Source organism: Sphingobium soli (genome assembly GCF_020782245.1).
Lineage (GTDB): Bacteria > Pseudomonadota > Alphaproteobacteria > Sphingomonadales > Sphingomonadaceae > Sphingobium > Sphingobium soli.
Map to the genome: position 1 here is coordinate 38526 of NZ_JAJGNP010000011.1, position 19384 is coordinate 57909.

The 19384-nt window shown below is 63.9% G+C and carries 18 protein-coding genes; 12 read left to right on the forward strand and 6 right to left on the reverse strand.

Annotation, left to right across the window (positions count from 1 at the left end; genetic code table 11):
• Positions 1-120 precede the first annotated feature (120 nt).
• Positions 121-1395, reverse strand: coding sequence for a hypothetical protein (locus LL253_RS13315; protein ID WP_228227485.1), 1275 nt, complete (start codon positions 1393-1395; stop codon positions 121-123).
• A 246-nt stretch (positions 1396-1641) separates the two neighbouring features.
• Between LL253_RS13315 and gyrA the strand changes: the two genes are divergently transcribed.
• Entirely contained in the window at positions 1642-4332 is a 2691-nt protein-coding gene (gyrA, locus tag LL253_RS13320; RefSeq protein WP_228227486.1) for a DNA gyrase subunit A, read from the forward strand.
• Positions 4329-4676, forward strand: coding sequence for a DUF952 domain-containing protein (locus LL253_RS13325; RefSeq protein WP_228227487.1), 348 nt, complete (start codon positions 4329-4331; stop codon positions 4674-4676). Before gyrA ends, LL253_RS13325 begins: the two co-directional genes overlap by 4 nt.
• Positions 4677-4706: 30 nt before the next feature.
• Here the strand turns inward: LL253_RS13325 and LL253_RS13330 are convergent, their stop codons facing one another.
• Positions 4707-5825, reverse strand: a complete 1119-nt coding sequence (locus LL253_RS13330) for a glycosyltransferase (RefSeq protein ID WP_228227488.1) — start codon at positions 5823-5825, stop codon at positions 4707-4709.
• Positions 5826-5878: 53 nt separating this feature from the next.
• Here LL253_RS13330 and LL253_RS13335 point away from each other — a divergent pair, with 53 nt between their 5' ends.
• The 7 genes from LL253_RS13335 to LL253_RS13365 all read left to right on the forward strand — a co-directional run bounded on the left by LL253_RS13335 (position 5879) and on the right by LL253_RS13365 (position 12418).
• The gene (locus LL253_RS13335) at positions 5879-6766 is read left to right on the forward strand and encodes a lysophospholipid acyltransferase family protein (RefSeq protein ID WP_228227489.1); all 888 of its coding nucleotides are present in this window, start codon (positions 5879-5881) and stop codon (positions 6764-6766) included.
• Positions 6767-6775: 9 nt separating this feature from the next.
• Positions 6776-7420, forward strand: a complete 645-nt coding sequence (locus LL253_RS13340) for a phosphoribosylanthranilate isomerase (protein WP_228227490.1) — start codon at positions 6776-6778, stop codon at positions 7418-7420.
• A gap of 105 nt (positions 7421-7525) precedes the next feature.
• Positions 7526-8767: a tryptophan synthase subunit beta gene (trpB, locus tag LL253_RS13345; protein ID WP_228227491.1), complete on the forward strand. Its 1242-nt coding sequence runs from the start codon at positions 7526-7528 to the stop codon at positions 8765-8767.
• 123 nt (positions 8768-8890) lie between these two features.
• Positions 8891-9715, forward strand: coding sequence for a tryptophan synthase subunit alpha (trpA, locus tag LL253_RS13350; protein WP_228222397.1), 825 nt, complete (start codon positions 8891-8893; stop codon positions 9713-9715).
• Positions 9712-10560: an acetyl-CoA carboxylase, carboxyltransferase subunit beta gene (gene accD / locus LL253_RS13355; protein ID WP_228222396.1), complete on the forward strand. Its 849-nt coding sequence runs from the start codon at positions 9712-9714 to the stop codon at positions 10558-10560. The genes trpA and accD overlap by 4 nt, the downstream gene beginning before the upstream one ends.
• Positions 10561-10588: 28 nt before the next feature.
• Entirely contained in the window at positions 10589-11911 is a 1323-nt protein-coding gene (locus LL253_RS13360; RefSeq protein ID WP_228227492.1) for a bifunctional folylpolyglutamate synthase/dihydrofolate synthase, read from the forward strand.
• Positions 11912-11977: 66 nt separating this feature from the next.
• The gene (locus tag LL253_RS13365) at positions 11978-12418 is read left to right on the forward strand and encodes a DUF6628 family protein (RefSeq protein ID WP_228227493.1); all 441 of its coding nucleotides are present in this window, start codon (positions 11978-11980) and stop codon (positions 12416-12418) included.
• Here LL253_RS13365 and LL253_RS13370 read toward each other — a convergent pair.
• Both LL253_RS13370 and LL253_RS13375 read right to left on the reverse strand, forming a co-directional pair.
• Positions 12403-13728 carry an AmpG family muropeptide MFS transporter gene (locus tag LL253_RS13370; protein ID WP_228227494.1) on the reverse strand — a complete coding sequence of 442 codons (1326 nt, stop codon included), beginning with the start codon at positions 13726-13728 and terminating at the stop codon, positions 12403-12405. The two genes, LL253_RS13365 and LL253_RS13370, sit on opposite strands and share 16 nt — an antisense overlap.
• A 79-nt stretch (positions 13729-13807) precedes the next feature.
• The gene (locus LL253_RS13375) at positions 13808-14266 is read right to left on the reverse strand and encodes a response regulator (protein WP_009821842.1); all 459 of its coding nucleotides are present in this window, start codon (positions 14264-14266) and stop codon (positions 13808-13810) included.
• A gap of 173 nt (positions 14267-14439) precedes the next feature.
• Between LL253_RS13375 and LL253_RS13380 the strand changes: the two genes are divergently transcribed.
• Positions 14440-15351 (forward strand): pseudouridine synthase, encoded by a 912-nt coding sequence (locus LL253_RS13380; protein WP_228227533.1) that lies wholly within the window; start codon positions 14440-14442, stop codon positions 15349-15351.
• A complete protein-coding gene (gene rsmD, locus LL253_RS13385) occupies positions 15348-15884 on the forward strand; it encodes a 16S rRNA (guanine(966)-N(2))-methyltransferase RsmD (RefSeq protein ID WP_228227495.1) in 537 nt (178 codons plus the stop codon). Before LL253_RS13380 ends, rsmD begins: the two co-directional genes overlap by 4 nt.
• A gap of 79 nt (positions 15885-15963) precedes the next feature.
• Here rsmD and LL253_RS13390 read toward each other — a convergent pair whose 3' ends face one another.
• The gene (locus LL253_RS13390; RefSeq protein ID WP_228227496.1) at positions 15964-16428 is read right to left on the reverse strand and encodes a Fe-S oxidoreductase; all 465 of its coding nucleotides are present in this window, start codon (positions 16426-16428) and stop codon (positions 15964-15966) included.
• 124 nt (positions 16429-16552) lie between these two features.
• On the reverse strand, positions 16553-16951 hold the full coding sequence (locus LL253_RS13395) for a GFA family protein (RefSeq protein WP_037542742.1): 399 nt from the start codon (positions 16949-16951) through the stop codon (positions 16553-16555).
• A gap of 104 nt (positions 16952-17055) precedes the next feature.
• Here LL253_RS13395 and LL253_RS13400 point away from each other — a divergent pair, with 104 nt between their 5' ends.
• Complete coding sequence (locus LL253_RS13400) at positions 17056-19332, forward strand: ATP-dependent helicase (RefSeq protein ID WP_228227497.1); 2277 nt, start codon at positions 17056-17058, stop codon at positions 19330-19332.
• Positions 19333-19384 lie beyond the last annotated feature (52 nt).

A 19384-nucleotide genomic window follows, 5' to 3' on the forward strand; every position in this document is an offset into this window, starting at 1 on the left:
ACCCACAAAAGCCCCCGCCAATCCCGTCATTGCCGTCGGTGCGATGCCAACGCTTTATCTGCTCCGCCCGAACACTAGAACGCCGCCGGGGCCATGATCGGCCCCGGCGGCCCTGCGCCGTCAGGCGCCCTTCGTGCCAAGATAGGCCAGCCACAGAGCGGCGATCTGCTTGCGCGCGCCGCTTTGCACCGCTTCGAACGCGGCCTTTGCGCCTGCCATGTCGCCACCCAGCGTCTTGGCGATGCCCAGACGCGTGTTCACCTCATCCGCGTCGACGCTGCCCTTTTGTTTGGCCAGCTCGAACATCGCAGCGGCCTTGGCATAGTCGCCATAGCCCAGATAGGCGTCACCGGTCGCGGCCGCGATCTTGCCATTGGCCGCTTTCTGGGCATCCGCTTCGGCAGCGCCCAATGTGCTTTTATCGCTCGAAATCTTCGGAACCGCGGTCTGATAGAGGTCTCCGCCCTGGCTTGCGTTCAGCACACCCTTCGACCGCCCCTTGTCGATCACCGACTTGACCTCGCCATAAATGCCGGTCTTCGACGCCATTTCGGCATATTCGGTGAAGTCCTGCGCGACGACCAGTCCGTCCGACGCCCCAAGCAGGCGCAGAACGTCCAGATTTTCGCGATTGGTGATGTTGGGATTGGCGCGCTGGAACAGGCGAACCAGCGTGCGCAGATTCTGTCCGCTCGGATCCGCCCGATAGGCCATCGTGGCCCACTCCGTCACCTCGGGCAGCTTGGCCGCTTCAGAGCGGCTGACGCCGATCTGATACCATTGCGCGGGAACCTGCTGACCCGATGCCTTGGACGCCTCGGCCGCCGCCTTGAGCGCAGCCAAGCCCTTCTGCGTGAAACCGCGCGCAGGCTCGGCCGACGTGTTGGTCGTGCCGGCCTTGCCGAAATAGGCCTGAGCAATGGTCGGCTGCACGGCTTCGGGCTTGTAACCGGCCGCAAGAGCCGCCTCGCCGCGCTGGATCGCGACGTCGTAATTTTTCTGCCCCAGCGCGGCATCGGCGGCAACAGCATTGAACTGGCCAGCCTGCTCCGGCGGCGTCAGACCGCTGTCGAGCATCTGGTTGAGGCCCTCCATCTTGAGCGCTTCGTCATTATTGCCGATGCCTGCGTTCAGCTTGATCGCGCCGATCTGATATTTGTCGTCATTCGACGTCGCCTTGCTGTCCGCTTCGGCGAGCGCCGTCTTTGTAGCGGCCAAATCCTTGGCCTCAGACGCCTTCTGCGCAACCTGCAACGCCTTGAGCACATCGGGCGTGACGTTCAGCTTTGGTCCGGCTTTCTTCTCTTCCTTTTTCGCGGCGAAAGCGGGGGCGGAAACCGCGCCGCCAGCCATCGCCAAGGTCAGCGCGAGCGCCACCGGGGTTACAAAACGCATGATCCTCATCTCCTCTACGCCTGCATTCAGGCGACCTTCCAGGGTTTGGTAGCCGGTTAGGGGCCGGCGCGTGAACGGGCTTTGAACAACCCTAAATCGCAGTGATTTGCAACCTCTATGCGGACCTTTCGTTCCGGGCCGCACGCCAGGGACGCGCGACAAGCGCGCGCGCGCGAGGGGTGACAGATTTGTTTCGCTGGGCTAGTGCTTGCCCATCGCAACGCACCATCCAAAAAGAGAATCGCATTGACCGACGAGACCGTCCTCGCCGACCCTTCGGACATCAGCCCCATCTCCATCGTGGATGAGATGAAGGCCAGTTATCTTGACTACGCCATGTCCGTTATCGTCGCCCGCGCCTTGCCGGACGTGCGCGACGGGCTGAAGCCGGTGCACCGCCGCATTCTCTTTTCGGCCCAGGAATCGGGCTTCGTCTACAATCGTCCCTATCGCAAGTCCGCGCGCCTGGTCGGCGAGGTGATGGGTAAATATCACCCGCATGGCGACAGTTCGATCTACGACGCGTTGGCGCGCATGACGCAGGACTGGTCGATGCGCGTCCCGCTGATCGACGGTCAGGGCAATTTCGGGTCGATGGACCCTGATCCGCCAGCCGCGATGCGCTACACCGAAGCGCGGCTTGCCAAGGTCGCGACCGCGCTGCTGGACGATCTGGACAAGGACACGGTCGATTTCCAGCCCAATTATGACGCGTCGGAAAACGAGCCGCAGGTGCTGCCGGCGCGCTTCCCCAATCTGCTGGTCAATGGCGCGGGCGGCATCGCGGTCGGCATGGCGACCAACATTCCGCCGCACAATCTGGGCGAAGTGCTGCGCGCCTGCCTTGCCTATATCGACAATCCCGGCATCAGCACGGACGAACTGATTCAGATCGTCCCCGGTCCCGATTTTCCGACGGCGCCGCTGATCCTGGGTCAGTCCGGCGCGCGCAGCGCCTACAACACCGGTCGCGGTTCCATCATCATGCGCGCGCGCCATGATGTTGAGGAAGGGCGCGGCGACCGCCGATCCATCGTGCTGACATCGATCCCCTATCAGGTCGGCAAGTCCGGCCTGGTCGAGAAGATCGCCGAGGCCGCCAAGGACAAGCGGATCGAGGGCATCAGCGACATTCGTGACGAATCGAACCGCGAGGGCGTTCGCATCGTCATGGATCTGAAGCGCGACGCGACGCCGGAGGTCGTGCTGAACCAGCTGTGGCGGAACACGCCGGCGCAATCGAGCTTCCCCGCGAACATGCTCGCCATCCGGGGCGGTCGCCCGGAAATCCTTGGCCTTCGCGATATCATAGAGGCCTTCATCAAGTTCCGCGAAGAGGTCATCACCCGCCGCACCAAATATGAGCTGAACAAGGCGCGCGATCGCGCGCATATCCTGCTTGGCCTGGTCGTTGCGGTCACCAATCTGGACGAGGTGGTGAAGATTATACGCGGATCGGCCAGCCCGGCCGAGGCGCGCGAGACGTTGCTGGCGAAGGAATGGCCGATCGGCGAGATCGCGCCCTATCTCCGCCTGGTCGAAGCGATTGAAAACGACATCGATGGCGACAGCTACAGGCTGAGCGACATTCAGGTGCGCGCGATCCTGGACCTGCGCCTGCATCGGCTGACCGCGCTGGGCCGCGATGAGATCGGCAAGGAACTGGCCGAACTGGCCGAAGCCATTACCGAATATCTCGCTATCCTCGCCGACCGCGTGAAGCTCTATGCGGTGATGCGCGAGGAGCTGGAAGCGATCGAGCGCGAGTTCGCGACACCGCGCCTGTCGGAAATCACCGCTGCGGCCGACGGGATCGAGGACGAGGACCTGATCGAGCGGGAGGACATGGTCGTCACCGTGACCATGCAGGGCTATATCAAGCGCACCCCGCTCGACACCTTTCGGGCGCAGGCGCGGGGCGGCAAGGGCCGCAGCGGCATGGCGACCAAGGATGAGGACGCCATTACCGAATTGTTCGTCACATCGACCCATACGCCGGTGCTGTTCTTCTCGACCGCCGGCAAGGTCTATCGCCTCAAGGTCTGGCGCCTTCCCGAAGGCGGGCCGGCGACGCGCGGACGGCCGATGGTCAACCTGCTGCCGCTGGGGCCGGGCGAAACCATTTCCACCGTCCTGCCGCTGCCGGAGGACGAGGAGGAATGGGGCAAGCTGCACGTCATGTTCGCGACCGCCATGGGATCGGTCCGTCGCAACAGCATGGACGCCTTCGCCAATGTGCCGTCCAACGGCAAGATCGCGATGAAGTTCGAGGGCGAGGATGAGGACGACCGCCTGATCGGCGTCGCCTTGCTGGATGAAAGCGACGACGTGCTGCTCGCCACCCGTCAGGGCAAGGCGATCCGATTCCAGGCAGAGGATGTTCGCGAGTTTCAGAGCCGCAACTCCACCGGCGTGCGCGGCATGAAGCTGGCGGACGGCGACGCGGTCATTTCGCTGTCGGTGCTCCATCGTTCGGGCGCGGACGGCGAACAGCGCGAGGAATATTTGCGCTTCGCCCCCTGGAAGCCGGAGAAGGACGGCGAGATGCAGGATCAGGCGATGTTCGCCCGAATGCAGGAGAATGAGCAATTCATTCTCACCGTCTGTGCGAACGGCTACGGCAAATTGTCGTCGGCCTATGAATATCGCCGGACCGGGCGCGGCGGCCAGGGCATCACCAATATCGACAATATCGGCCGCAACGGACCGGTGGTCGCGAGCTTCCCCGCAACCCGTGCGGACCAGCTGATGCTGGTGACGGATCAGGCGAAGCTGATCCGCATGGGCCTTGATTCGCTGCGCGTCATCGGCCGCAATTCGGCGGGCGTGCGTCTGTTTAACGTGGCGGACAATGAACATGTCGTCAGTGCCGCGAAGATTGAGGAAAGCGAGGCGGAGGCCGATCTGGACGGTGAAACCGACAGCAGCGAGGCATGAACGAGCTGTTCGCCTACAAGGTACTGACCGCCGAACAGTTTGACCAGTTCAAGGCCGACGGCGTGTTCAAGGGCGCGTCGGTCGATCTGGCTGATGGCTATATGCATATGTCGACGCGCGAGCAGGCGGCAGACACGGTGGCGAAGCATTTTGCCGGTCAGGATCGACTCGTCATGCTGATGATCGACCTTGCGCCCTTCGGCGACGCGGTCAAATGGGAAGTGTCACGCGGCGGCGCATTGTTCCCACACCTATATGGCGAGTTGCCGATGAGCGCAGTCGCGGGCAAGGTCGTGCTGCGGATCGGCGATGATGGCCTGCACCAGTTTCCGGCCGGTTTTTAGGCTCTTATCCGTTGATGTTAAGACGGCATATCAGCCGGGTGTGCGGGACATGCTCGTGACCCGGCCTTGCTTCACACGATAAAGCCATCCGCCCCAGCGTATATTGTCTGAGCAAGCGGCGGCCAGCTGCACCGCCAGATGCGACCAGGCGACGGCAAATGGCAGGGCGATATCCCAATAGAGCGAGCGCTGCGCCTGCCGGATCTGGGCGGGTTCGAGCACGCTGATCAGTATCTTCCGCCGGACCAGCGCCCTAACCCAGGCCGCGCTATAGCCGATCGCGATCGCGGCCCAGCCTCCCCATCCCAAAGCCCATAGCCAGGCTGCCGACTGCGCCGCGACCATGCCGGTGGCAACGCCCCACATGCGCAGGCTGTTGGTGCGGACGTGCCGATATTGGCGCACCCCAAACGCCAGCAGGTCGGCGGCGCGGCCGTCAATCGGGCTGGCAACAAGCAGATCGCGCACCGGCCGCATCCGCAGCTTTGCGCGCCAACCGGCCAGGCCGATCGCCATGTCATCGGACAGCCGCCCGGCAAGCACGCCGTCCAGGTCCAGCCGGTCAGCCACGCCGCGCGTCATCGCCATCGCGCCGCCCCAGGGCATGGTGGCGGTGGCGGAGCGCGGCAATGTCGCAAGCTGCATTTCCACCGCGCTGACCAGCGTGGGCATCCAGCCCCGGCCAGGAAGCAGCATGCGGTAGCCGGTCGCGATATCCGCCTTGTCGCGCGCGAGCGGAAACAGCAGCCGCCCGATGAGCCGCGCCGGTGGCGCAATATCCGCGTCGAGGAAGACGAGATAGCGATCATCCGGTCCCAATGCCCCCAGAGCCGCGCGGAGCTTGTGCACCTTCTGCCCTTCATCCTGCGCAACGCCGGCGGAAACCAGCTGCACCCATGCGCCTTCGCGGCTTGCAAGGTCGCGCGCGGCGGAACAATGGCCCGATGTCGCTAGGATCAGGCGGAACCGGGCATGCTGGGTCTGTAGTCGGGCAATCAGGTCAGGAGCGCCGTCCCAATCGTCGCGCAGGCTGAGGATGACGACCACGCCATCAGGCGTTTCTTCCTTTCGTTCGATCGGCAGGTTGCGCCAATAGCTGGCGACCCCGATGAGGGTGAGCGCCTGAAGAACTGCCCAGAGCCATATCATCCTTGCCGCCGCACCCTTTACCGTTTCGACGGCTGCTGTATGACGCTCGGCCCATGCTCTCCAACCCCTTTCTCTTTGCACTGATGCGTCATTTGCCCGTGCGCTTGGCGTCGTGGCTTGGCGGGTGGCTGTCCGCCCATGTCGCGCGGCGCACCATGAAGCTGCGCGATGCGCGGGCGCGCGCCAATCTGGCGATCCTGCGGCCAGATCTGTCCGAAGCGAAGCGTGAGGCGATCTTGACCCGGCGCTGGGTCAATGTCGGCCGCACCATGGCGGAACTTGCCAATATCGATCGACTGGTGAATGACGCGCATGTGCGGGTTATCGATGCGCCGGGCTATAAACAGGTGCTCGACGGTCCCGGCCCGATGATTGCCCTTACCTGTCATCTGGGCAATTGGGACCTGCTCGCCGCCCATATCAAATGGTCGACAGACCGGCCGGGCCTTGGCGTCTATGAAGATCCCGAAGACCCCAGGATCGCCGCCCAGCTCAAGAAGGCGCGCTCCAGCTATATGGGGGAGGCGATTGGCGGCGACGGGGCGGCGCGCGGCGTGCTCAAGCATCTGACGCAGAAGGACCGCGCGACGCTCTATATCCTCGCCGACGAGCGCCGCGAGCGGCAGGTGTGGTTCCCGACCTTCGGTCGGCCGCTGGTGCCGTCCGGCAATCTGTCGATCGCGTTGCGGCTGGCGCGCAAGGTGGGCGCGCGCATCCTGCCCTTCTACCTGCTGCGCACAGATGGTCCGCGGTTCGACCTGCACTGGCATGCACCGTTCGATCCCAGGGACATGGACGACGCGACCATCATTGCCGCGCTGGACGCCTATCTGGGCACAGCCTGCATCACGCACGCCGATCAGTGGCTGGCACTGCATGACATGGACCTGACCGTCGACGGCCATCGCCCGCCATGTGACTTCGCGGCCGATCACCGCTAAAGCGCCGCCATGTCCCGACTCGCGATCAAGATTTGCGGCCTGTCGACGCCGGAAACGGTTGGCGCCGCCGTGCGCGCAGGGGCGAGCCATCTGGGCTTTGTGCATTTTCCCAAAAGCCCACGCCATGTCGAAGCCGATCACATGCGCGCACTGGCCGCGTCGGTGCCAGCGCATGTCGGGCGCGTGGCGGTGGTGGTCGATGCAGACGACGCGGAATTGGCCCGCATCGTGGGCACAGAGGCAATCAGCGCCCTCCAGCTTCACGGCAAGGAAAGTCCCGAACGCAGCGCCGCCATCCGCGCGCGTTTCGGCCTGCCGGTGTGGAAGGCGATTTCGGTCAAGTCTCGTGCGGATATTGATGGCGCGTCTGCTTATGCCGGCGCGGTCGATCGCTTGCTGTTCGACGCCAAGACGCCCGATGGCGCGGCCTTGCCCGGCGGCATGGGCCTGCGCTTTGACTGGAGGCTGTTGCGGGGGGTAGCGGTGCCCGCCCCCTGGGGCCTGTCAGGCGGCCTGTCCACCGCCAATGTCTGCGAAGCCATCAGCGAGACCGGCGCGCCGCTGATCGACATTTCATCGGGGGTTGAGGACGCGCCCGGCATCAAGAGTGTGGACAAGATCATGGCCTTCTGCAAAGCGGTATCCGCATGTTGACGTTCACTGCCCCTGCCCCGCGCATTGAAGGACGATGGCGCTGATCGCGTGCCGGACTGGCACCTGCGAACGCCCTTATTGTCGTCCTTCTGGAAAGACCGATTCATGACTGACACCATTGCCCTGCCCAACAGCCTGCGCAGCCAGCCCGACGCCAACGGCCATTTCGGCGCCTTTGGTGGTCGTTACGTTGCCGAAACCTTGATGCCGCTGATCCTGGAACTGGAAAAAGTCTATAAGGCGGCGAAGGCAGATCCGGCCTTCGACGCGGAAATGGCCGAGCTGCTCCGCACCTATGTCGGGCGCCCCAATCCGCTCTATTATGCCGGTCGGTTGACCGAGACGCTGCGCGCCAAAGCGGAACCGGGCAAGGGCGCGAAAATCTACCTGAAGCGCGAGGAACTCAACCACACCGGCGCGCACAAGATCAACAATTGCATCGGCCAGGCGCTGCTCGCCCGGCGTATGGGCAAGAAGAAGGTCATCGCGGAAACCGGCGCGGGCCAGCATGGCGTCGCCACTGCGACCGTCGCGGCGCTCTTCGGCCTGGAATGCAAGATTTTCATGGGCGCCAAGGATGTTGAGCGGCAAAAGCCCAACGTTTTCCGCATGAAACTGCTCGGCGCGGAGGTGATCCCGGTCCATTCCGGTTCCTCGACGCTCAAGGATTCGATGAATGACGCGCTGCGCCATTGGGTGTCGAATGTGCACGACACATTCTACATCATCGGCACGGCGGCGGGGCCGCATCCCTATCCCGAACTGGTGCGCGATTTTCAGTCGGTGATCGGCAAGGAAACCCGCGCGCAGATGCTGGACACCGAAGGCCGCCTGCCCGACATGCTCATCGCGCCGGTAGGCGGCGGGTCCAACGCCATTGGCATGTTCCACCCCTTCCTCGACGATCCCGAAGTCGCGATGATCGGTGTGGAGGCGGCGGGCGAAGGGCTGACCGGCAAGCATGCCGCGAGCCTGGCGGGTGGCGCATCGGGCATTTTGCACGGCAACCGCACCTATCTGCTGCAAGACGAGGATGGCCAGATCACGGAGGCGCACAGCATTTCGGCGGGCCTCGATTATCCCGGCATTGGCCCTGAGCATAGCTGGCTGCATGAGATCGGGCGCGTCAAATATATGCCGATCACGGATGACGAGGCGCTGGAAAGCTTCCAGTCGCTCTCGCGCCTCGAAGGCATCATTCCCGCGCTGGAATCCGCGCACGCCATCGCGGCGGCCGAGCAGGTCGCACCCACGCTGGACGCGGACAAGATCATCGTCGTCAACCTGTCGGGCCGTGGCGACAAGGACATCTTCACGGTGGCGGATGCACTGGGAGTTGAGATGTGAGGGCCAGTCGGCAATATCACAACCCGTTCGGGCTGAGCCTGTCGAGGGCCCGCACTTCTCTCATTAGAAGGTCGAAAAGAAGACCAGCCCTTCGACAAGCTCAGGGCGAACGGAAGTTGGGACATGCCCGTGACTGACCGCCTCTCCACCCGCTTCGCCGCCTGCAAGGCGCAGGGGCGCGCTGCGCTCATCACCTTCGTGACCGCTGGCGATCCGGACGTCGCGGCGACGCCCGCCATCCTTGACGCGCTAGTCGCGGGCGGCGCGGACATTATCGAGCTTGGGATGCCGTTTACCGATCCCATGGCCGACGGTCCCGCAATCGAACTGGCCAATCTGCGTAGTCTCGGCTCTGGCACGAAGACCAGGGACGTGTTCGCGCTGGCAGCGGATTTCCGCGCGCGGCATCCGGACACCCCACTGGTGTTGATGGGCTATGCCAATCCCATGCTGGTGCGAGGCGCGGACTGGTTCGCGGATCAGTGCCAAGAGGCCGGTGTCGATGGCGTCATCTGCGTCGACGTGCCGCCCGAGGAGGATGCCGAAATCGGCCCAGCCCTGCGCGCGGCGAATGTGCATCCGGTGCGTCTGGCGACGCCGACTACTGACGCGCAACGCCTGCCCGCCGTCCTCGATGGCGCGAGCGGTTTCCTCTATCATGTCGCCGTCGCGGGCATCACCGGTAAGCAACAGGCGGCGCAATCGTCGATCGAGATGGCGGTCGCCCGGCTCAAGGCCGCGACCGACCTGCCGGTGGCTGTCGGCTTTGGTGTCCGCACGCCCGAACAGGCCGCCGCGATCGGTCGCGTCGCCGATGGCGTCGTCGTCGGATCGGCAATCGTCGATATTGTCGGCAGCCATGGCGATGCCGCCGCCCCCTTCGTTCAGGACTTCGTCGCCGCGCTGCGCGGCGCGCTCACCCATCAAGCCCAAGAGACTGCCGCATGAGCTGGATCAACCGCGTCCGCAACGCCCTGCCCTTCACCAAGAAGGAGACCACCGCCGAAACGCTGTGGCACAAATGCCCGTCCTGCGGCGAGATGGTGTTCATCAAGGAGTGGGAAGAAAATCTGTCGGTCTGCCCGCGTTGCGACCATCATGGACGGATCGGGCCGAATGAACGGTTCGCGCAGATACTTGACGCCGGCTTCATCCTGCTGCCCACGCCCCATGTCAGCGAAGACCCGCTCAAATTTCGCGACAGCAAGCGCTATCCAGACCGGATCAAGGCCGCGCGCCAGGCCACTGGCGATCAGGACGCGCTGATCAACGCGCGCGGCGCGATCGACGAAGTCCCGCTGGTGATGGGGGTGCAGAATTTCGCCTTCATGGGCGGGTCCATGGGCATGGGTGTCGGCGCAGCCTTCATCCAGGGGGTCAATGACGCGATCGCGCATGATTGCCCCTATGTCATCTTCACCGCCGCAGGCGGCGCGCGGATGCAGGAAGGCATATTGTCGCTGATGCAGATGCCCCGCGCGACCGTCGCCATCCAGAAGCTGCATGCCAAGGGATTGCCCTATATCGTCGTGCTGACCGATCCTACGACCGGCGGCGTCACCGCGAGCTATGCGATGCTGGGCGACATTCAGATCGCCGAACCCAATGCGCTGATCGGCTTTGCCGGACAGCGCGTCATCGAGAGCACGATCCGCGAAAAACTGCCCGAAGGGTTCCAGCGCGCCGAATATCTGCTCGACCATGGCATGCTGGACATGGTCGTCCATCGCAGCGAATTGCGCGATACGCTGGCGCGGGTGATCGGCTATCTGCGGCCCCGCGCAGCCGCCTGACCGCTACGCGCCAAGGGGGAATAGCGCCGTGGCCGACCATGCCGTTTCGGATGATCCGGACGTACAGGCGCAACTGGATCGGCTCTGGTCGCTATCGCCGGGCGCGGACATATTGGGGCTGGAGCGGATCACGCGCCTGCTGGAACGGCTGGGTGATCCACACCGCGCGCTGCCCCCTGTGTTTCACGTCGCCGGAACCAATGGCAAGGGGTCGACCTGCGCCTTCCTGCGTGCGGCGATGGAGGCGGATGGAAAGAACGTCCATGTCTTTACCTCGCCGCATCTGGTGCGCTTCAATGAACGCATCCGCATCGCCGGCCAATTGATCGACAACGCAAAGCTGGCGCGCTATCTGGAACGCGTGCTGGACATTGCGGAGGGCGTGAACGCCAGTTTTTTCGAGGTGACGACGGCCGCTGCCTTCCTGGCCTTTGCCGAACATCGCGCCGACGCCTGCATCATCGAAGTGGGGCTTGGCGGACGGCTCGATGCGACCAATGTCATCGTTGATCCCGTCGTCTGCGGCATCGCGCAGCTTGGCATCGATCATCAGGCCTTTCTGGGCGACACGCTGGCGCTGATCGCCGCGGAAAAGGCCGGCATCGCAAAGGCGGGCGCGCCGCTGGTAACGCAGCGCTATCCAGACCTGCTCGAGCCGATCATGACGGCGGCGGTGACGCAAGCGGGGACGCAGTGGATCGGTCAGGGCGACGGGTGGGATGCCGCCGTCTATCGCGACCGGCTCCACTATCGCGACGCGCATGGACGGATCGATACGCCCTTGCCCCGGCTGGCGGGCGCGCATCAGGTTCACAATGCGGCGCTTGCCGTCGCCATGCTGCGCCATCAGCACGTCGTGCCACTGTCCGACGCCGCGCTCAAGGCTGCGCCGCTCTGGGCGCAATGGCCCGCCCGCTTGCAGCGATTGGAGCGCGGACCGTTGCTGGCGCCCTTGCCGCCCCGTACCGACACATGGCTGGACGGCGGCCATAATGCCGCAGCGGGCGAAGCGATCGCCGCCTATTTTACGCCGGAACGGCTGGAGGGGCGAAAGCTTCATCTCGTGGTCGGCATGCTGTCCAACAAGGATATTGACGCCTTCCTCGCGCCCTTTGCCGGCATCGTCGGACATATCCACGCATTGCCCGTACCCGGCCATGATCATCACCCGGCCGATCGCTTCGCCGCCATTGCCAATCAATGGGGCATTGGCTGCACCGCCCATGAAGGGCCGGACGCCGCGATCCTGGCCATGGCATCCCTTGCCGAGCCGCCGGCCAAGTTGCTGATGGGCGGATCGCTCTATTTGGCGGGGCAGATTTTGCGACTGAACGGGCAATTACCCGACTGAATATACTTGCGACTGCTTCGCAATAGCCTATCCTGCGGCTTCGACCAATCAAGAAGGCGCGATTCTATGGCTTATGGAGAGACTTCCCCCGTCGACTTACCCCGTCCTATTCCGGGCGGCTATGGCAACCGGCTATTCCTGTTCGTGATGCGCCGGATGGCCAGCGCCGGGGTGAATGACGCGCACGCAGCCAACGCCATGCTGGGGGCCTTCGGACGCAGCTACCGCCGGCCGCTGGTGCTGATGCGCGCGATGATGCTGGAACTGGCCCGCGCATCGAGCCGCAGGATCATGGTCGCACCCTGCTGCTGCGCGCGCATGACCCCTGATGAGGCAAGGATGATGGAAGCGACGGGGCTGGCCCTGCGCGATCCAAATCAGGCCTATGACCAGGTGAGCGCACTTTTGGGCAATGACCATGCCCTGGGTGCGCTAACCTGCCTGCAGGCGGTGGCACAGGCCCACAGCGACCTGGGCCGACCGCTCGATCTTTACGCGACGGGCTGATCCTTCCCTGCCGTCGCTGCCGTTCCTACGCTCGCGTCGATCAGGCCGGCGCGCATCATCAGCCAGAATAGCAGGATCCCCGGTACGGCCAGGCCCGTGGTCAGAAGGTAGAAATCGACATAGCCAAAGCGTTCGATCAACGCGCCGGCCGTCGTGCCGGTCAGGAAACGGCCAACGATGCTGGCCGCGGCGGAAATCAGCGCATATTGCGAGGCGGTGAAGCGCAAGTCGCACAGGGCAGAGAAATAGGCGACGACCGTCACGCCACCGATGCCACTCGCGAAATTTTCAAAGCCGATCGCGCCGGCCATGCCCCAATTGCTTTTGCCGAGCGCCGCGAGCGCGGCAAAGCTGAAATTGGACACGCACATCAGCACGAGACTGATCAGCACCGACCGCTTCATGCCGAGCCGCGCATACAGAATGCCGCCAATGAAAATCCCGACAAGATAGGCCCAGAAGCCCATGCCGACGTCATAAATGGCAATTTCGTCATTGCTGTAGCCCATGTCGTCAAACAGCAGGCGGAAGGTCAGGTTGGCCAGCGTATCGCCGATCTTATGCAACAGGATGAAGAGCAGCACCAGGAACGCGCCGCGCCGGCGGAAAAATTCGGCAAGGGGGCCGGCGATGGATTGCCAGACCTCCCCCAGTCCGCGACGACTGACGGCCTCGCGATGCCGCGTGGGCTCGCCGACGATCAAGCCTGTCAGCATGGCCGGAAGAGCGAAGACCGCGCAGGCAAGATAGGCGCCATGCCAGCCGATCCGCGCCGCCAGCACGAGCGCCAGTGATCCGGCCGCGACCGATCCGATGCGCCAGCCATATTGCGACATGCCCGACCCGATGCCCAGTTGGCGCGGCTCCAATATTTCGATGCGATAGGCATCGATGACGATGTCGTAGGTCGCACCCGCGACACCGACCAGGATTGCGGCATAAGCGGTCTGGAGCAGGCTGGTCGTGGGGTCTACCAGAGCGAGGTTGACGACCGCGAGGATCGACAACGCACCAGCAATAAGCAGCCAGGACACGCGCTGGCCCAGACGGCCGATGAGCGGCACGCGGACGCCATCGACAATCCACGCCCAGATCCATTTCAGATTATAGACGAGGAACGCCAGGGTGAAGGCCGTCACCGCCTTCTTGTCGATCCCGTCCTGCGCCAGGCGCGTCGTGAGCGTTGCGCCGATCATGGCGAAGGGAAAACCGGAGGAAACGCCCAGGAAAAAGGCGGCGAGCGGGGCTTTTTCCGCATAGGGTTTCACAGCATCCACCCATGAGCGCCTGCCCTGCGTAATTTCGGTCATAAATGCGCGCGATCCCCTTGGCGTCCGTTTGCGCCACCATATGGCGTGAGGCGCATCAGGCAAGCAGCGATTGCAGCGATCAGCCGCGCGGCTCGAACAGGGTGAGGCCCGGCGGCAACTTGGGCCGGCGCGCGCCGCGCAGGACCGCGTCGACCACCTGGATCGCCGCGATCAGGTCTCGCTGGGCATAGGGTTTGGACAGACAGCCGATGGCCAGCGCGCGGGCGTCCCCCGGACAGCGCCCAGTGACGAACAGCACCGGCAGCTCGCGTTCCGCGGCGTGACGCGCGACGTCGATTCCGCTTTTTTCGCCTTGGAGGGCGACGTCGGCCACCACCAGATCCACGCCGCCTTCATCAATGACGCGCACGGCATGATCATGGTCGTCGACGGTGGCAGCGATCCGGTAGCCCGCCTGTTCCAGCGCATGTTCATTGTCAAAGGCTACCAGCGGCTCATCTTCCACCACCAGGATGGATTTGATTGCCTTGCGCCGTGAGGGCCGCTTTTCTTCCTCTTTCAACAAACCGAAAAACATTTGCCAAGCCCGCCCTGATTCCGCCATGCGATAAGAGAAACGCCGCGCGCCCGCACCGGGTTGCCCGACGGGACGCAAACTCCTTCGCATAGTCTCCGGAGCGGCACATTTCAGCTCAATGCTGGCTTTGTTCGAATATGGGAACGGCCAGTGACAAGGAAAAGGAATTGACCGTGGAACCGCCGAAAAAATCTGGATCGCCTCGCAGGGGGGCAGGCGGCGGTGGCCCTAAGCGTCCTGATGGCGCGCGTCAGCGCCCCGCGACGGGGAAGTCCACCGTCCGCCGATCGCCCCGGGCCGCGCAGGAAGCCAATCCGCATCCCGCCCGCGCGGCCGCAGCAGCCTCCGGCAAGAACGAACCTCAGCGCATCGCAAAGCTGCTGGCGCGGGCCGGAGTCGCGTCACGCAGGGAAATCGAAAGGATGATCGCAGACGGGCGCATCGCCCTGGATGGCGCGCCGGTTGATACGCCCGCGACGCTGCTGACGTCGCTGCATGGCGTTACGGTCGACGGCGTCGCCATTGCCGCCCCTGCGCCCACGCGGCTGTTCTTGTTCCACAAGCCCACCGGATGCTTGACGACCGAACGGGATCCGGCCGGTCGCCCGACCATTTATGATCGCCTGCCCGACGGACTGCCGCGTGTCATGCCGATAGGGCGCCTGGACATGAACACCGAAGGGCTGCTGCTGCTGACGACCGATGGTGGTTTCAAGCGGCAGATGGAATTGCCCGCGACCGGCGTGCCCCGCACCTACCGTGCGCGGGCGTTCGGAGAGGTCAGCCAGCAACAATTGGAGGACCTGTTCGACGGGCTGGAAATCGACGGCATTCGCTACGGCCAGATCGAGGCTAATCTGGAGCGCCGGACCGGGCGCAACCAATGGATTGAAATGACGCTGACCGAAGGCAAGAATCGCGAGGTCCGGCGCGTGCTGGAACATCTGGGGCTGAAGGTGAACCGATTGATCCGTACGGCCTATGGCCCCTTTTCCTTGGGGGAACTGGCGGTCGGAACGGTGGAGGAAGTGCGCCAGCACGACCTCATTCTTTTTCGCAAGACCCTGAAGGGCGGCGCGGCATGAGGATCATCGCCGGCGAATGGCGCGGTCGCCCGCTGACCGCGCCCAAGGGCGACGCGACGCGCCCCACGGCGGATCGCACGCGCGAAACGCTGTTTTCCATGCTGACAAGCCGGATCGGGTCTTTCGAAGGTCTGGCGGTAGGGGACTTTTTCGCAGGGTCGGGCGCCTTGGGGTTCGAAGCGCTCTCACGCGGCGCGGCCACATGCCTGTTTGTCGAGCAGGACAAGGCGGCGCTGGACGCGATCCGCGCCAATGGTGATCGCTTTGGCGTTCGTCCCGACATTCGTCCGTCGAGCGTATTGACGCTTGGTCCAGCCCCTGCGCCGCTGGACATCATCTTCATGGACCCGCCCTATGACACGGGCGCGGGCCAGGTCGCACTGGATAAGCTCGGACGATTGGGATGGACCGGGCCGGCCAGCTGGATTTCGATCGAAACCGGCCACCGGGAAGACGTCGCCGTGAAAGGCTATGCTATCGACGCCAGCCGCAACGTCGGCAAGGCGCGGTTGACGCTTTTGCGGCCGGAATAAGGCACGTCGCGCAGACAAGGCCGGTCCGAAATGCCGGACCGGCCCTCATATGGCCGAGCCATTGGCTAAGCCGGCCGACTCAGCCGGGCTTGCGCATAGCACGGGCTTGGCCGCGATTGATGCAGCTGTCCTGAACCGTGCGCGAACAGACGGGATAGTCCTTCGCCTCGGTCAGGGGCGGCGTCATGTTACCGCCCATGGTCACGGGATTTTCCGCCGAACCCATCGGCGCTGCGGGATCGCGGGGCGCATTGGCAGGGGCGGGCATCATACCGGGATCAGCCGGCACGGCGCCGGTAGGCTGGCCTGCATTCGGGTCAGCGGGCATGGGCATGGACGAGTCGTCGGGTTGCGTCGGCATATTCGTCGAGGGATTTGCGGGTGGCGTGGGCATGGCCGGGTCGGTCTGCGGGGTCATGGTGCCGGCGGGCGGCTGACCGCCCGGTGTCATGCTGCCCGGTGTCATGGCGTCTTGCGCGAGGACCGTGCTGGAAATGGCCGAAACGCCAAGCAGGGCGGCGCCTGCCAACAGGAACGTTTTCATCGGGAACATCCTTTCCTTTTATCGTGCCCCGGTGCCCGCTCGTGCGAAAGACAGAACACCGCGCAAGGAAAAGCCGTTCCCGAATAGCGACGAAAATATCCGGGCCCAGTGCCCGTCTTAAAGCTCAAGGGGCTTCTGGATAGCGATCGAACCTGGGTAAATCCTGTATCGCCTTTACCCATGGCGCCGCTTCGGCCCATTGGATATGCGCCTGGGGAGGGATCGCGTCCTGATCGTCCAGCGTCGCGGTCTGAAGGTCGATCCCGCCCGGAAAGACAACGGGATTGCGGTAGAAAAGCCCGGTGCCGCAGGTCCCGCAAAATTGACGGATCGCGTTTTCGGACGAGCGATAGCTGACCGGCTCGCCACTGATGATAAGCTTGTCCTCGGGAAACAGCGCCCATCCGACCATCGGCGCTCCGGCGCTCGCCCGGCAATCGCCGCAATGGCATAGCGCGCTATACGCCGGATCGCCCTGCACCGTATAGCGAATGGCACCGCATTGGCATTGGCCGGTGAGCATGACAGTCATCCCCTTGCATGATTCGCTTTTTGTTCTCATAGAAAGGGCGAACTGGCAAGGCCCTGCCCTTGCCCCCATCCCTGCCCGACCCTAGTTGATTTTGCATGACGCTTCCCGCACCTTCACCCAACGATCCCTCTTATTTGAAGGGCCTCAACACGCCACAGCGAGAGGCCGTGCTGACGACCGAGGGGCCGGTGCTGGTGCTGGCCGGCGCGGGAACCGGCAAGACGGCGGCGCTGACGGCGCGGCTGGCCCATCTGGTCGCGACGCGTCGCGCCTGGCCGTCGGAAATTCTGGCGGTCACCTTCACCAACAAGGCCGCGCGGGAAATGCGCGCGCGCGTCGGTGCGATGATCGGCGACGCGGTCGAAGGAATGCCCTGGCTCGGCACTTTCCATGCCATCGCCGCGCGGATGCTTCGGCGTCATGCCGAACTGGTCGGCTTGCAATCCAATTTCACCATCCTGGACACCGATGACCAGCTGCGGCTGATGAAGCAATTGATCCAGGCCGAGGGCATTGACGAAAAGCGGTGGCCCGCCCGCCAACTGGGCGGCTTGATCGACCAGTGGAAGAATAAGGGGCTGACGCCGGACGAAGTCAGCGCGGGTGAGGCGGAGGGCTATGCCCATGGCAAGGGGCAGAAACTCTATGCCGCCTATCAGGCGCGCTTGCGTGACGTGAACGCGTGCGATTTCGGGGACTTGCTGCTTCATGTTCTCACCATCCTGAAAAAGCATCGCGACGTGCTGGAGCAGTATCAGCAAAAATTCCGCTACATCATGGTGGACGAATATCAGGACACCAATTCGAGCCAGTATCTGTGGCTGCGGCTGTTGGCGCAGGAGCGGAAGAATATCTGCTGCGTGGGCGATGACGATCAGTCCATCTATTCCTGGCGCGGCGCAGAGGTTGCCAATATCCTGCGGTTCGAAAAGGATTTTCCTGGCGCAACGATCATCCGGCTGGAACAGAATTATCGGTCGACCCCGGACATATTAGGCGCGGCGTCCGGCGTGATCGCCGAAAATGGCAATCGCCTGGGCAAGACGTTGTGGACCGACATTGATGTGGGCGAAAAGGTCAAGGTCATCGGCGTCTGGGACGGGCCGGAGGAGGCGCGGCGCATCAGCGAGGATATCGAGGCGATCGAGCGGAGCGGCGGGTCGCTGGACGATGTCGCCATCCTGGTCCGCGCCCAGCATCAGACGCGTGAGTTTGAGGATCGCTTCATCCAGATCGGCCTGCCCTATCGCATCATCGGCGGCTTCCGTTTCTATGAGCGCGCCGAAATCCGCGATGCGCTCGCCTATCTGCGCCTCGTCAACCAGCCGGCCGACGATCTGGCCTTCGAACGGATCGTCAATGTGCCCAAACGTGGCCTAGGGGACAAGGCTGTCGAAAAACTGCATCGCCTTGCCCGCGCGCAGGGGATTCCGCTTACCCTCGCCGCCGCGCGGATCCTGGACACGGACGAATTGACGCCACAGGCGCGCCGGTCGCTGGGCGCCTTCATCGGCGATCTGGCGCGGTGGCGTGATCGCGCGGGGCAATTGCCTCATGCCGAACTGGCGCGCCAGATATTGGACGAGAGTGGCTATACCGCGATGCTACAGGCCGATCGCACGACCGAAAGCGCCGGGCGGCTCGAAAATCTCACCGAATTGACCCGCGCAATGGAGGAATATGACACGCTGGGCGCCTTCCTGGAGCATGTCAGTCTGGTGATGGACAATGAGGCGCAGGCGGAAGAGCGCAAGGTCACGATCATGACCATCCACGCCGCCAAGGGCCTGGAGTTCGAGCATGTGTTCCTTGCGGGGTGGGAGGAAGGCCTGTTTCCCTCGCAGCGCGCGCTCGATGAAGGGGGCCTCAACAGCCTGGAGGAAGAGCGCCGGCTGGCCTATGTTGCGATCACGCGCGCGCGGCGGCGCTGCACCATCCTGCATGCCGCCAACCGCCGCATCTATGGCCAATGGACCAGTTCGATCCCGTCGCGCTTTGTCGGGGAGCTTCCCCCCGAGCATGTCGAGGAGGAAAGCAGCATGAGCGGCGGCGCGTCGCTATGGCGCGCCAATTGGTCGGAACGGGAAGACCCCTTCGCCAATGTCGCGCGCGGCACTGGCCGGGGACCGGGCTGGCAGCGCGCCCAATCATCGGGCCAGTTTAGCGCCGAGCCGGTGCGCATCGTGGAAGCGCGGTCCTCCGCTGTCTCGCTGGGCAATAAGGGCCGCAGCGACATGAGCATCGGCCTGCGCGTCTTTCACCAGAAATTTGGCTATGGCACCGTCGCGGAGATTGAGGGCAACAAGCTGGAGATCGACTTCGAAACCGCCGGCCGCAAGCGCGTGATGGACAGCTTCATTTCCATCGCGTGATTGGAAGAGCGTCCCTCAGTCCGGCCCAGGGAGAAGGGCAGGAGACTCAGGG